A 13,818-nucleotide genomic window follows, 5' to 3' on the forward strand; every position below is an offset into this window, starting at 1 on the left:
AAAAGGATGTAGCCATGAACAACGCCCCAAAAGAACCTGTCCCGCTGACGATCCTAACAGGGTTTCTGGGTGCGGGAAAAACTACTCTGCTGAACCGGATTTTAAAGGGTGAACATGGGTTGAAAATTGGCATTCTTGTGAATGATTTCGGCTCGATCAATGTCGATGCAGAACTGGTTGTCGACGTCGAAGATGGGATGATTAGCCTCGCGAACGGCTGCGTCTGTTGTCAAATCCGAGATGATCTCGTTGAGTCGGTCGCAGCGTTGATCGAGCGTGATGATCCCATTGAGTACATACTGCTTGAAGCCAGCGGAGTTGCAGATCCGGCAAGCATCTATATGACCTTCGTGGATTCAGCATATCGCGATCTGATACGGCTTGACAGTGTGACGTGTGTCGTCGACGCCGATCAAGTCTTTACTTATGACGACCCGGACCTTGCCAAGCTCAAGCTGCAGCAGATCGGATTTGCGGATCTTGTAATCCTTAACAAAGTTGATTTGGCAGGAGTCGAGGAAGCTGCAAAGGTAAAGAGGTGGATAGACGGCTTCTTCTCAAGGGTTCGCATCGTTCCTGCCGTCAAATGTAACGTTCCACTCGAAATCCTGCTGTCTGTCGGTCGTTTCGATGTTTCTCGCGCAATGGCTGATCAAGCGCATAGCCACGACCACGAACATCATCATAAGCACAATCACGGTTCTTTCTTCAGCACCTGGAGTTATACGCGCGACGCGCCATTGCAGCGCAAAGCATTGGAACGAATGATCAAGAGAGAACTGCCTTCAAATATCTATCGCTGCAAGGGATTTGTTTACCTGGATGACGACCCGAACAGCCGTTATTTGCTGCAAGTTGTCGGGCGGCGGGTCGAGTTGACGAAAGACCGCCCTTGGGGGGGCGAGGATCCGGCAAACCGGATCGTTGCCATCGCACACAAAACAACTCTTGATCAAGCGCACTTGCGTGAGTTGTTCGATGCTTGCTCTGGTTCGTCTGTCGGGAACGAAAATAGCGAAGTTGTAACTGTCGCAACAGGATAGTTACCATGCATGAGTTGGAAATCCTGATCGTTCAAGCGGCGAGCTACATCCAGGTTCTATTCGAAGCGGCGAGCGTCATCGTTGTTGCTGCTGGAGGCATCGCCTTTGCACGAGCGTTCATTATGCATCGGAAGTCGGATGCCGAGCCTGTCGCACGGCGCATCCTTGGAAAATACCTGATTGTGGCGCTCGAACTGCAACTAGGCGCGGATATTATAGCGACTGCAACAGACCCAACAATCGAAGAATTGGCGAAACTGACAGCCATCGCCTTCGTCCGAACCTTTCTCGACTATTTCCTCGTTCGGGAAATTCGCGAGGAGAGAGTCGAGGATAAACCAAGTGAAACCTGATTTTCTAACTGAGGCCTCCAATGGACTTTGACGACGAGGACATGCCGCAGCGTTCTAACAATCAGTTGGCCGGCGAACGAACAGATCTGGCGTTCGAGCGGTCCCGGCTCGCTTCGGACAGGACGACCATGGGATATATGAGAACGGCTACGTCGCTCGTTGGTTTTGGCTTCTCTATACCCGCACTATTCAGAATTTTGACTGATGTACCTGGGTTGGAAGAGGTTCCGATAGAACATGCACGTTTTGTCGGATTATTCATGCTGATACTGGCGGTAATAATGCTATCTGTCGCCATCATACAGCAAATTACTTTTCTTAAGCGGATCTCTGATATCTCCGGAAAGCCATTTCCGATTTCACCTGCGCTGGTCTCAGCCGGGTTGATCTTGGCGGTCGCTATTTACGCTACGATCAGCATCCTTTGGAATGTGGAACCGCTGTGATGGAGTCGCCGCTGCCGTTTGAGCAATCCGTCACCCTATTCATCCATATCTTCATTACTCTAGCCATGCTTTGCATCGGGATGAGTGCAACGCTGCGCGAAATGGGTGCAACGGTTCTGGAACGTGAAAGACTACCGCGCCTTCTTGCTGCAAATGTCTTCATACCGCCCGTCATTGCAATCCTGATTATCGGGGTCTTCCCACTACCACGATCAGTTAGCGCCGTTTTGTTTTTGTTGGCAGTCGCCCCCGGCGGCATCAACGCGGTCCAATTTTCGACCAAAGCGCCGGGACAAGTCAGCGCGGCCGGGGCCCTGCTGGTTTTACTTTCAATCATCGGCTTGGTTCTTGCGCCGTCGGCCGCTCAGGTCGTTTTGCCAACCGCCGCGCTGGAACGTGTCGCTTGGGACCAACTAATGATCCGCATCGTGGGTGTGATCGGAATCCCCTTGCTTCTTGGGATTTTGATCCGACGGTTTTACCCGGATGTCGCCGAGCATATCTACAAACCGGCGATGCTTATATCGACAGTCTCCTTCATTGCATCTGTCGTAGCAAGCATCAGCATCCGGCAGGAAGCCGCTGTTGGATTGGGGCCTTCGAGCCTGATCGCGATATTGGTTTTCATTCTGTCCCTAATGGCGCTCGGCTGGTTTTTAGGCGGCGAGAATAAGGAGTATCGGCAGGTCCTTGCGACCTGCACAAACCTTCGCAATGTCGGTCTTGTCTATCTACTTGTGGATGCGTGCTGCTTTGATCCGGCCTATTCAACGAGCGTTCTGGCCTTCATGATGCTGATGGTTCCAATCAACCTTGTATTCACTATTGCCTGCGCAGTGGCAAGAAAACGGCATAGCCAATCTGGTAGTGATGACAGAGGCACCAATGCATGACGATTGGGCGAACGACATCGCGAAAATATCTTGCAACCATGCTCGCTATTGCTGCTTCCACTTCTTGGGCTCAGACCGGAGAAGACGAAAAACTATCGGATGATCCGACAAAGATCGTAACGAAAATCGGCGTTCGTTATAGTGACTTTGGCACCGTATTCGGCTCGGTTGCTTTCGGGCCCGTAACGAAGATCAACGTCTCGGTCTCAGAAGACGATCAGTGGCGCGTTGGTGGCTCTTATCTCTTCGATTTTGGAATAGTTAATTTCTCAGCGTCCGAGCAAGAGCTGGAAGGTGGCGTCAAACAAACGCAATACGCCATAGGGACCTTTGTGCCGCTTGCCGCGTTGGGCTTTCAGCCTAAAGGATGGCTTTTGTTCCCGGCACTGGGAGCAAACTATACCGACGGTCGGATCGGCAACAGCGATATTGAGTTTGCTGATGCCTTTCCCGCTGAAATTGCCAGTAAGGGCGGTTATATCGGTATACTTGGCCTCAAGCCATTGTCAGAACGATGGGTTGTGAAGACCGGTGGTGTCCTATCTGCCGGTTCCAACGATTACTCTGGGTACACCGTTGGTGCGGGCGTTACCTTCAATGCGTCGCCGAACGACAGCATCAGCGTATTTGGCAGCCATATCGACAACACTTTCGGAACACGTGATCTGGTTGGTATCAGCTATACGCACGAGTTTTGACGGCAACTGAACAAAAGAAACACGGTGAGGGCAATTCACGATGCTCATTATTCTCGGTCTTTATTTTGGTATTGTTTGGCTGGTTTTTGCGAAGCTCAAAATCCTGCCTTGGAACGGGTTCTTCAAGACAGTCGTGTACGGTGGAGCTTTGGTCATCGCGTTGGTTGTTGTTGGAGCCTTAAACCACACGACACCATCCGGGACTGTGTCCGTGCAAGGTGCTGTCATCAACATTGCACCGAACGTATCCGGCCCAGTCACTGAAGTAGCGGTCACGGCAAACCAACCGGTGGCGAAGGGTGATGTGTTGTTTCGAATAGATGACACCACCTACGCGGCTGAAGTTGCCCGACTTCAAGCCTCGCTCGCATCAGCACAGTCCGCAGCAGACCAGTTACAGACAGACTATGCGGCGGCGCTTGCAGAAATTGATTCTCTTGAAGCCCAACTTTCTTTCGGTGTGCAGCGTCGCGATGACATCGTCCAGCTTACCGGACGCGGTGCTGCAGCTGAGTTCCAATTGCAGGAAGCCGTTTCAACGATTGAGCAACTTGAAGCCGGGCTGCGAGCAGCACAAGCGCGTAGGCAGAGCCTCGAACGACGCATCGCGGCTCAGGTGGACGGAGTCGACGTCGGTGTCGTTGAAGTTCAGGAGGCGCTGGCCCAAGCTGAGTGGGCGTTGCAGCAGACGGTCGTTCGAGCGCCGGATGACGGTGTTGTAACGGCGCTCTCACTCCGCCCAGGCAATCGTGTTACGACGTTACAAGGCGCCGTGAATTTTCTACTCCCTTCAGATCGGCTGCTCATTGCGGCGTTGCCGCAAAGCAGCTATCCCAACGTGGCCGTTGGCGATACGATCCGGATTGCTTTGGGCACTATGCCAGGTCAGGAATTTGAGACCACAATACGGTCAATCCCTCCGGGAACACGAGAGGGCGCGTTGGATACGAGGGGCGGGCTGCCTAGCATGCGCGAACTTACAGGCGCGTCGAGCTACATTGTAACTATCGATATCCCAGAAGGCCTTCCGTCTGATCGTGCAAAGCTTGGTGTGTCAGGAACCGCTTTGGTAATAACCGAAGGGGCTGGCGCAATCTCAGTGCTGGCGGAAATCCTGTTTTGGATCAACAAGAAACTCAACTACATCTGAGCCCAAATTCGACAAAAGGGGCAACCCGGGCTTGCAAACATAGGAAACTAAATGCGGCTGATCAGAGTATGCTTGATTGCGACAACAGTGATTGCACTCACCGTAGTTTGCTTAAGGTTGGCTTTTCCGCTGCCTGAGCAGAATTTTTCGCGGCAAACGCTGAAACTGGACGCCGATTGGGCTGGAGCATTGGGCGAAACCATTCAATATGCTCTTAATCGCAACCCCGGTCTCGACGGAGTTCGGCCTTTGGGCGATGGACGCGCCGCATTTGCAGCCAGGGCTATCCTTGCGAGAGAAGCTACCTCCTCAATCGATGCGCAATACTATATATGGCAAGATGACGTAACAGGTCTCATGCTCCTTGACGAGCTTAGGGCGGCAGCAGAACGCGGTGTTCGCGTCAGACTACTGGTCGATGACAACGGTATCTCAGGGTTGGACGATCTACTTTCAGAGCTAGACACGCTCCCCAACGCGAATGTGCGTATTTTCAATCCGTTTACGCTGAGAAAACCCAAGTTGCTCTCTTACGCATTTGACTTCAGCCGACTAAACCGGCGGATGCACAATAAGTCGATGACTGTCGATGGGGTCGCAACGATTGTTGGGGGGCGCAACATCGGCGACATCTATTTCGACTATGGGGGTGGAACGCACTACCTTGATTTAGATGCGATTGCCATCGGGCCGATTGTGGACGATGTTTCGAAATCATTCGACGCTTATTGGAACAGTGCATCTTCTTATGATGCTGGACTATTCTTAGATCCTCCAGCCGTAGGCAGTCTGCAAGCTAAGGCGGATGCGGCACGGCGAACCGCCGTTGGCGCAGGTTACCAAAAGGCAATTCAGGATAGTGAACTGGCCGACAACATCGCAGCACATACTCTGAAGTTTGATTGGAGCGAGGTTACACTTTTTGTCGACGATCCGGCGAAGGGCTTGGGCGAAGTCAAAAGTGAAGACCTATTGGTCGAACAACTGATCGAATTCGCTAAGAGCTCACGGACTTCACTGGACCTTGTTTCGGCATATTTTATTCCTGGCGAAAGAGGCTCTAAGGTCTTGGAGGAGTTGGCCAAGTCAGGTGTTAGGGTCCGTATCTTGACCAATTCTTTGGACGCGACAGACGTCATGCCAGTTCACGCTGCGTATATGCGTTACAGATATGATTTGTTGAATAGTGGAGTAGAACTGCTGGAGCTACGAGCCTTGCGGCGGGAACATCGCGACAGAAGCCTGCCAGAGATCCTAGCTGGGTCGGCATCAGGGCTGCATGCAAAAACCTTTGGGGCGGATGGCGAGCGGATCTTTATTGGCTCTTTTAATCTCGATCCAAGGTCTGCGCATCTCAACACTGAAATGGGCATCATGATCGAAAGTCCAACGATTGCTGCATCACTGACAGAGCAATTGAACAAACCGGAATTTTCTTATCGCGTTAAGCTCAATAACGGCAATGAAATGATTTGGGTTCAAGAAGAACAAGATGGCACAGTCACTGTGCATACTACGGATCCGGAAACCAATGGCCTACAGAGAGGTCTTACTACAGTCGTCAGGTGGCTACCGGTAGAATGGATGCTGTGAGCAGTTTTTTGAATTGGTTGTATTATTGAAAAGGTCATGCTCCCTCTTCCATTCCGTACCAACGCGCCTTTTTAGTATTCAACGTAGCGCTAGACTGTTTCAGATTTTGCCGATTTTGACCAAGAAAGAGAGTGCATGGAGCTAGAAAGCGGATCACGGCCAATCACAAATGCTGATTCGAAGGCCGCTTTGTCCGCATGCCGGAAGTTGCAATGTCCAGTTTTGAAGGTCCGGTTTAAGCTGATAGCGGTCATTGATTGTTTAGGATCCAATGGCAGTTTTGTCCCGCATCTCGGCAGTTGCACAGTCTTGTTGCGAATGTCCGGTTTGGTCTGAGAGTGGGCATAGATTTTGGAGAGTACATCGTAAGATTTGATGCGCTCTGTCGACTTTCGTTCAAGACACGACGATAGCTCGGTATTCCTTATACACTTTGCTCTGCGAGCAGATGCAATAGCGATTTTGCCGACGGACCATTCGTTCCAGTTCCACCGCCAGTTTTTCCTCCTGCACCTTGGCTTCACGAAGCTCGCCTTCGAGTTCAGCCACTCTTGCCTTTTCGCTTTTTTGGGTGCGCTCATAGAAGGCGATAAGTTCGAGGAAAAGGGCGGTTTTACGTATCGGTTGGTGCTTCGACCTCGCCGATATCAAGCGAAAAGAACCCCCGCCTGAGACCGTGGTCCGCCGCATAAGCTAGTCATGAATAGGGCAGGTGAACCCATAGTGCTTTTGCTACGGGAACGGGTAATCACGTCTCGGCGACCTGCGGATATCTGGAAATCAAGGGCACAAATTCCAAGATTCTGCTTCGAGCACGTCTGCGTCCAGCAATTAGGGGCACCGTGATAGCTGGATTAGCTGAGTGCGTCGTCTAAATTTGGAAGGCTACCTTCGCGAAGCTCCATAATGCGGCGGCTGATGTCGACCGCGAAGACAACCATGCACCCGGCAACCGGTGTTCAGAGTGCAAGAACACCTGATCTAAGCCGTGCGATTTGACAACACATTAAGAACTGTGTGTCACTCGCGAGTTTTTGGGTGTTCTGCTAGTAGATCGAAGGCGTCAGCCCCGATTGAAACCAACTAACGAGTGAGACCATTGAATAGACCGGCAAGCCTGTCGCCTGCAGAATGTCCGCCGCATATGGGGACATATTCGTGCATTCCAGAACAATAGCTCCAAGCTCTGGATAGTTCGACTGAAGTACAAGGGCTGCTTCAACGTTGTCCGCGCGGGCTTTCTCGATATCCAGTGCCATCTCATTATCGAGTATGGCTCGCGTAAACTCGCGGCCCCCTTCTGTGGTGCCGATGGGTGTGTCCGGAGGTACCTGTGCAGCCTGTAGGTGATCCTTGGTGAGGGTCGAGGCCGATATCGTCAAAACCCCGGCGCGCTTGCCCGCTGGAAGCGTGCGGTTCACCATGTCGACCTGCATCAGCGAGGACGTAACGACCGGGACCGGGACGGCCTCGGAAAGCTCCTTTTGAAACAGTGACAGAAATCCGCAATTGGTGGTGATACCATCCACTCCATCTTTGACCAGATCCTGCGCAGCTTCGATGAAGGCGTCTAGCATACCTTCGGCCTTGTGCCGGACAACCCGGTCGGGTGAGGCATCGCGGACAATGCGATAGAGTACCGGAAATGGCCAGGTCAGCGCATTACCCATATCGCCGGGGATACGAGGAAACTGTGCATCCAGCATGAGGATTCCGACAGAAGCGCCGTAGATGGATTTACCGCCTTGAGCGATCATGCTTCTGCCTCCTCGATGATGCGGGTCGAAATGACGTCGGATCCTTCCATATAGATGCTGGAAATCCCTTGCCGCACCGCCTCTTGTACCTGATCCATTCGCTTAGTGATATGAGCGCCTAAAATGCGTGCGGCGTCGTTTTCGTTGCGGTCCAGAAGTGCTTTCATCACCTCCTTATGTTCGTCTTTCGAACGATGAAGACGGTCCATGCTCATTGAGATCCAGCGGATATAGCGGATGCGCTCATTGATCCGGATCAGCGTCTGCAGAAGCTCTGCGTTGCCGGACAATCTGGCGATCTCCAAATGGAATGCCTCATCCCGGTTCACGGCTTCCTCGACGGTCAGGCCGGTGATGTCGATCCCCGTCGCGTAGAGTTCCTCCCGCAGCGACTGGAGCTCATCATCTGTTGCCTTGTTACATGCGGTACGGACGGCGGCGACCTCAATAATCTGCCGCAGTTCGAACAGGTCAAACACACTTTGCGCATCAAGCGGGCGGCAGAAAAAACCCTGACCAGGACGGAAATCGAACAATCGTTCAGCTACGAGCCTGTTCAGAGCCTCACGCAGAGGTGTGCGGCTGACGCCCAGCTCTTTCGACAGGGCCACTTCGTTCAGGCGGTCCCCTGGGCGTAGACGGAAAGAGACCGCCATCGCTTTGACCTGATCATAGATGTCATCGACGCGTGGACTCGCCATGTTTTTCGTCCTTTCGGTTGCGGTCCACTGGTGGCACAAGCGGTTCTTGAAATCAATATACAAAACTGTATACAGAATTGTGTGCAATCTTGATCCAAAGGAATCGCAAGCCATGACGGGGACGAATTATCTCACTGGGGCTGAGGCAATGGTACGCATGTTAGAGGCGCATGGCGTGAAGCATATGTTTGGTCTGTGCGGCGATACCACGCTACCATTCTATGATGCGATGGCGCGGATGGATCACGGCATTCAGCATATTCTGACGCGCGACGAACGGCATGCAGCCTATATGGCGGATGGATATGCGCGCGTGACCGGCAAGCCCGGCGTCTGCGAAGGACCTTCAGGAGGCGGGGCAACCTATATCTTGCCCGGCGTTGTCGAAGCCAACGAAAGCTCGGTGCCGATCCTGGCAATCACTTCGGATGTGGCAACAACAAGCCGGGGGAAGTATCCGTTGACCGAGCTGGATCAGTCTAGATTGTTCCGACCTCTTGCCAAGTGGAACGCCTCATTGGACGATGCGACGCGGTTGCCCGCGATGGTTCGTGCAGCGTTCCGGGCGATGACCACCGGAACCCCCGGTGCGACACATCTGGCTCTTCCGTTCGATACGCAAAAAGGCCAGGTGGATGAGGCTGAGATTTGGGCGGACGAACGGCATCAAAGTTATCCAGCAGAGCGCGCAGGACCTGATCAGGATGCAGTCGAAGCAGCTGCCGAGATACTGGTCAAAGCAAAGTCTGCAGTTGCTGTTTGTGGTGGCGGGCCGGTTCTGTCTGGTGCGGAAGGTGCGCTGAGCCGCGTTGCCGATCTGTTGGATATGCCAGTCGCCACAACGGTTTCCGGGCAGGGCTCCATCGCCGAGTCCGACCCGCTGGCTTTGGGTGTTGTCGGATCGAACGGGGGCGTGCCAGCGACCCGGTCCGTGATCGATCAGGCAGACGTGGTTCTATTCATTGGTTGTCGTGCCGGATCAGTCACCACAGAACGTTGGAGAAGTCCGGGCCGCAACGCCATCATTATCCATATCGACAGCGACCCGATGGTGATCGGGGCGAATTATCAGACCGAGGTGGCTATCTGCGCCGATGCCCGCCTGGCGCTTGAGGCTTTGGCTACCGCATTGGAGACGCGGCAGGACCTCCCCAGCCTTGGCGGTGCCGAGAAGGCGCGCGCCGCGTGGGAGGCCAAGATGGCGGCGTTCGCTCCGCTCGCCGCGAGCCGTGAAACGCCGATCCGCCCCGAGGCCGTCATGGCCTCACTTATGGATATTCTCGATGATGATGCGATTGTGGTCGCCGATCCCGGCACACCTTGTCCCTATTTCAGCGCGCATTACCGCTGGCGCAAACCGGGGCGACATTTCATTACTAACCGGGCGCATGGGGCGTTGGGGTATTCGCTGGGTGCAGCGATGGGCGCGCATGTGGGGCGGCCATCCGTCAAGACTCTGTCTGTTATGGGCGACGGGTCATTCGGATTCACATGCGGCGAGTTCGAAACCATGGTTCGACACAATATGCCGATCACCTCAATCGTGTTCTCGAATTCGGTCTTTGGCTGGATCAAAGCCGGGCAAGATTCCGGGTTCGGCCAGCGGTACTATAACGTCGATTTCAATCGCACGGATCATGCGGCGGTGGCATCGGCCTTTGGCGTGAAGTCATGGACGGTCAAAGATCCTGAGGAACTGGCCGGGGTTCTGAAACAGGCAATCGAACATGATGGTCCTACGCTGGTCGACATCCATTCGCAGCAACTTCACGAGGCGGCGGCGCCTGTTTCCGAATGGGTGGCATAAGAGGCGATTGACGGGGTCAGTTGAGCCAGAAACGCTTGTGCGATGGTCGACAGGGGGCGGCCCTTGGCCGTGATGATGGCAAGATCCAGCATCACCGCGGGGCGGAATGGACGGGTTTGATACCCGCTCTCTCCGTCAAACGTGACTGTAAAGGGATCGATCATTGCAACGCCCATACCTTGTTTGACGAAACTCAGCAGGTTTTCGGACAGGTGCGTGTGGATCTGCGTCCGCCATGTGCGCCCGGCGGTCTGGAAAATGTCGCGTGTCCGGCGATGGGTCTGATGCTCAGGCCCCATCACAATGAAGGGCTCGTTTTCTAGAATTTCTGGCGTCAGAACGTCGTGTTTCGCCAGCGGGCTATCTTCGGGGAAGGTTGCAAGTGTTTCGAACTGAAACACCTGATAATTTAGTGTGTCGTGCAGGATTGGCATCTCGACAATGCCGATCTCGAAAAGGCCCGAGATCACCCATTCTTGAATCTTGGATGAATATTGTGACTGAAAACTGACTGACAGGTTCGGGCGGCTCTCGGCGAAGCGTGCGATCTCGCGTGGTATGAAACCGAACGAGAGCAAATGAGGTGCCGCAACCTGCAACTGACCGGGATGCTTATTCTGCAGATCCGTTACAGCCTGTGCCACATGATCCAGCCCACGTACGACTGTATCAACCTCGCGATAGAGTAACTCGGCTTCGGGGGTGGGCAGCAAACGCCCCTTGTTGCGTTCAAACAGAGGCAACCGGGCCTCGCGTTCCAGCTGCGCAAGTAGATTGCTGATCCCCGGTTGTGAAATACCCAGAACCGAGGCCGCGCCGGTGACGGTTCCAGTTTCCATGATGGCGTGGAAGGCTTGCAACTGACGAAATCGTAGGGACATCGTAATAGTATCATTTTTTCTGATGTACTCGCAAAGATATAGTATTTGAAATGATATGCTGGTCAAGGCAGGCTTCCTTTCATCAACAGGGGATGAAATGAGCAATCTGGACCAGGAAATCATCGGGTTCGATCTGTGGCACCTGAAACTGCCGGTCACGTCGCGGCGGGATCATGGCATCGGCGCTGTGGAAGGAGCTTGCGAGGTTGTCGTTTTGCGGCTGCGCGCTGAGGACGGGACCGAAGGGTTCGGAGAAGCGTCACCCTGGTCGGTGTTCACCGGCACACCTGAAGCCACCTATGCTGCACTTGATCGCTATCTGCGTCCGCTCGTGATGGGGGCAAAGATTGGTGATCGCTCGGCAATCATGGCGCGTGCGGCCTTTGCTGTAGCTCACTGTACTGAAGCCAAGGCAGCGCTGGAAACCGCTCTGCTCGATCTTGCTGGTCGGGTCAGTGGGGTTCCGGTCTGGTCGCTTCTGGGGGGTAGGTGCCGTGAAACCATTCCGCTCAGTTGCTCAATCGCCAACCCTGATTTTGCACAGGATATCGAGCTGCTGGCGCGTTTGCAGGAGGATGGTGTTCGGATCGTCAAGCTCAAGACCGGGTTCAAGGATCATGCCTTTGACATCATGCGGCTCGAATACCTAATGCAAAATCATCCGGAGTTTGCAGTGCGGGTAGACTATAACCAAGGCCTGAGCATCGAAGAAGCTCCGGCGCAAGTGCGTGACGTGGCTCAGTTCAGTCCGGATTTCATCGAACAGCCCGTGCGGGCACATCATTTTGGAATGATGGCAAAGCTGCGACAGATGATCGACGTGCCGTTACTGGCTGATGAAAGCGTCTTTGGACCCGAAGATATGGAGCGCGCTGCGCGCGAGGGGATTTGCGACGGCGTGTCAGTAAAAATCATGAAATCGGGAGGTCAATCGCGTGGGCAAACGGTCGCCCGCATTGCGGCAGCGCATGGCCTGGCAGCCTACGGTGGAGACATGTTCGAGGCGGGCCTGGCGCATCTGGCTGGGACCCACATGATCGCCGCAACACCAGAGATCACCCTTGGATGTGAATTTTACCAGGCGTCCTATTTCTTGAAAGAAGACATCCTCGAGGACCCATTCAAAATTCGTGCAGGCCAAGTTGTCGTCCCCTCTGGCCCAGGTCTGGGTGGCAGACCCGACGTGGCGAAGTTGGACCATTATGCTGTGGCTAAGGCGGTGGCGGCATGAGTAAAAGGAAGACCATAGCCATTGTCGGCGCAGGTATTGTAGGCGTTTCGGCAGCCGTGTGGCTGCAACGAGACGGTCATGATGTCATCTTGATCGACAGGGCCGGGCCGGGTGAAGGAACCTCGCACGGCAATGGGGGTGTTCTGGCGTCCTGTTCTATTGTGCCTGTGACGGTTCCGGGCCTGATCGGCAAAGCCCCGAAGATGTTGCTGAGCCCCTCGCAGCCATTGTTCCTGAAATGGGGCTATTTACCAAAACTGCTCCCGTGGTTGAGGCAATATCTTGGTCACGCCAATGCCGACGATGTTGCGCGGATTGCAGCCGCCCTTACACCTATCGTCGGCGACAGTCTGAACGATCACAAAGCCCTGGCGGCTGGCACGGGAGCTGAAAAGTGGATCGTTCCGTCTGATTACCTGTTTCTCTACAATGATCGGTCGCATTTCGAAGGAGATGCCTTTGGCTGGAACATACGACGCAAGCACGGGTTTCAGTGGGAGGAATTGGAAGGTAAGGCATTCCACGATTATGATCCGGTGTTCAGCGAAGATATTGGTTTTGCCGCCAAACTGTCCGATCACGGTCACATCACAGACCCCGGACGATATGTAAAAGACCTCGCCGCGTGTGTTGAATCTAAAGGCGGTCGAATTATCCGCGCCCGTGTTGAGGACGTCGTGCGCGAAGATGGCCGGGTTATTGGCGTGCGTGCGGACGGCGACATTATCCCTTGCGACACGGCCATTGTGACAGCGGGTGTATGGTCTGGGCCTCTGGCGAAACGGTTGGGCATTTCTGTTCCGCTTGAAAGCGAACGTGGCTATCATCTTGAATTGGTGGACCCTTCTGCGATGCCGCGCAGCCCTGTCATGGTGGCATCCGGCAAATTTGTTGCCACACCCATGGACGGGCGCATACGGTTGGCGGGTATTGTAGAATTTGGTGGGCTGGACGCCCCACCCTCGCGCGCGCCGTTTGAATTGATGCGCAAAAATGCCCGAGCTGCTTTTCCGGGCGTGACATGGAAGGAGGAAGTGGAATGGATGGGGCACAGGCCCGCCCCGGCTGACTCGATCCCCATCATCGGCGATGTTCCGGGGATTAACGGCGCGTATATGGGCTTTGGTCATCACCATATCGGTCTGACAGGCGGACCCAAGACGGGGCGTCTGTTGGCGCAGATGATCGTGGGCAGAACCCCAAATACGGATATGAGCGTCTACGCGCCTTCACGTTTTGGAACATAAGAATAGGTCGATGCCCAA

Annotated in this window: 14 protein-coding genes; 10 read left to right on the forward strand and 4 right to left on the reverse strand. The window is 54.1% G+C overall.

From position 1 onward, the window contains the following. Positions 1-14: 14 nt before the first annotated feature. The 7 genes from ACR0NF_RS07425 to ACR0NF_RS07455 are packed head-to-tail and all read left to right on the forward strand — an operon-like array spanning position 15 to position 6,176. Positions 15-1,043 carry a CobW family GTP-binding protein gene (locus ACR0NF_RS07425; RefSeq protein ID WP_480778010.1) on the forward strand — a complete coding sequence of 343 codons (1,029 nt, stop codon included), beginning with the start codon at positions 15-17 and terminating at the stop codon, positions 1,041-1,043. Positions 1,044-1,048: 5 nt separating this feature from the next. Beyond that, entirely contained in the window at positions 1,049-1,396 is a 348-nt protein-coding gene (locus ACR0NF_RS07430; protein ID WP_152456707.1) for a DUF1622 domain-containing protein, read from the forward strand. Positions 1,397-1,416: 20 nt separating this feature from the next. Further along, positions 1,417-1,842 carry a YidH family protein gene (locus ACR0NF_RS07435; protein WP_152456708.1) on the forward strand — a complete coding sequence of 142 codons (426 nt, stop codon included), beginning with the start codon at positions 1,417-1,419 and terminating at the stop codon, positions 1,840-1,842. Continuing rightward, the gene (locus ACR0NF_RS07440) at positions 1,842-2,735 is read left to right on the forward strand and encodes a bile acid:sodium symporter family protein (RefSeq protein ID WP_480471049.1); all 894 of its coding nucleotides are present in this window, start codon (positions 1,842-1,844) and stop codon (positions 2,733-2,735) included. The genes ACR0NF_RS07435 and ACR0NF_RS07440 overlap by 1 nt, the downstream gene beginning before the upstream one ends. 38 nt (positions 2,736-2,773) lie before the next feature. Continuing rightward, complete coding sequence (locus ACR0NF_RS07445; RefSeq protein WP_480593091.1) at positions 2,774-3,433, forward strand: hypothetical protein; 660 nt, start codon at positions 2,774-2,776, stop codon at positions 3,431-3,433. Between the two features lie 40 nt (positions 3,434-3,473). Continuing rightward, complete coding sequence (locus tag ACR0NF_RS07450) at positions 3,474-4,583, forward strand: HlyD family secretion protein (protein WP_170791980.1); 1,110 nt, start codon at positions 3,474-3,476, stop codon at positions 4,581-4,583. 51 nt (positions 4,584-4,634) lie between these two features. Continuing rightward, the gene (locus ACR0NF_RS07455) at positions 4,635-6,176 is read left to right on the forward strand and encodes a phospholipase D family protein (RefSeq protein ID WP_480471047.1); all 1,542 of its coding nucleotides are present in this window, start codon (positions 4,635-4,637) and stop codon (positions 6,174-6,176) included. 396 nt (positions 6,177-6,572) lie between these two features. Here the strand turns inward: ACR0NF_RS07455 and ACR0NF_RS07460 are convergent, their stop codons facing one another. From ACR0NF_RS07460 to ACR0NF_RS07470, 3 genes are all read right to left on the reverse strand, one after another. Then, complete coding sequence (locus ACR0NF_RS07460; RefSeq protein ID WP_480471046.1) at positions 6,573-6,866, reverse strand: hypothetical protein; 294 nt, start codon at positions 6,864-6,866, stop codon at positions 6,573-6,575. A 356-nt stretch (positions 6,867-7,222) separates the two neighbouring features. Then, positions 7,223-7,933: an aspartate/glutamate racemase family protein gene (locus ACR0NF_RS07465; protein WP_480471045.1), complete on the reverse strand. Its 711-nt coding sequence runs from the start codon at positions 7,931-7,933 to the stop codon at positions 7,223-7,225. Further along, complete coding sequence (locus ACR0NF_RS07470) at positions 7,930-8,634, reverse strand: GntR family transcriptional regulator (protein ID WP_480471044.1); 705 nt, start codon at positions 8,632-8,634, stop codon at positions 7,930-7,932. Before ACR0NF_RS07470 ends, ACR0NF_RS07465 begins: the two co-directional genes overlap by 4 nt. Before the next feature lie 112 nt (positions 8,635-8,746). Here ACR0NF_RS07470 and ACR0NF_RS07475 point away from each other — a divergent pair, with 112 nt between their 5' ends. Further along, positions 8,747-10,441 carry a thiamine pyrophosphate-binding protein gene (locus ACR0NF_RS07475; protein WP_480471043.1) on the forward strand — a complete coding sequence of 565 codons (1,695 nt, stop codon included), beginning with the start codon at positions 8,747-8,749 and terminating at the stop codon, positions 10,439-10,441. On the opposite strand, the gene ACR0NF_RS07480 is transcribed toward ACR0NF_RS07475, so the two are convergent. Next, positions 10,402-11,322 (reverse strand): LysR family transcriptional regulator, encoded by a 921-nt coding sequence (locus ACR0NF_RS07480; RefSeq protein WP_480660930.1) that lies wholly within the window; start codon positions 11,320-11,322, stop codon positions 10,402-10,404. The genes ACR0NF_RS07475 and ACR0NF_RS07480 overlap by 40 nt on opposite strands. Before the next feature lie 97 nt (positions 11,323-11,419). Between ACR0NF_RS07480 and ACR0NF_RS07485 the strand changes: the two genes are divergently transcribed. Both ACR0NF_RS07485 and ACR0NF_RS07490 read left to right on the forward strand, forming a co-directional pair. Further along, on the forward strand, positions 11,420-12,553 hold the full coding sequence (locus ACR0NF_RS07485) for an enolase C-terminal domain-like protein (RefSeq protein ID WP_480667199.1): 1,134 nt from the start codon (positions 11,420-11,422) through the stop codon (positions 12,551-12,553). Continuing rightward, positions 12,550-13,800, forward strand: coding sequence for an NAD(P)/FAD-dependent oxidoreductase (locus tag ACR0NF_RS07490; RefSeq protein WP_480778011.1), 1,251 nt, complete (start codon positions 12,550-12,552; stop codon positions 13,798-13,800). Before ACR0NF_RS07485 ends, ACR0NF_RS07490 begins: the two co-directional genes overlap by 4 nt. The last annotated feature ends 18 nt before the right edge of the window (positions 13,801-13,818 follow it).

Source organism: Ruegeria sp. CF4 (assembly GCF_056537345.1).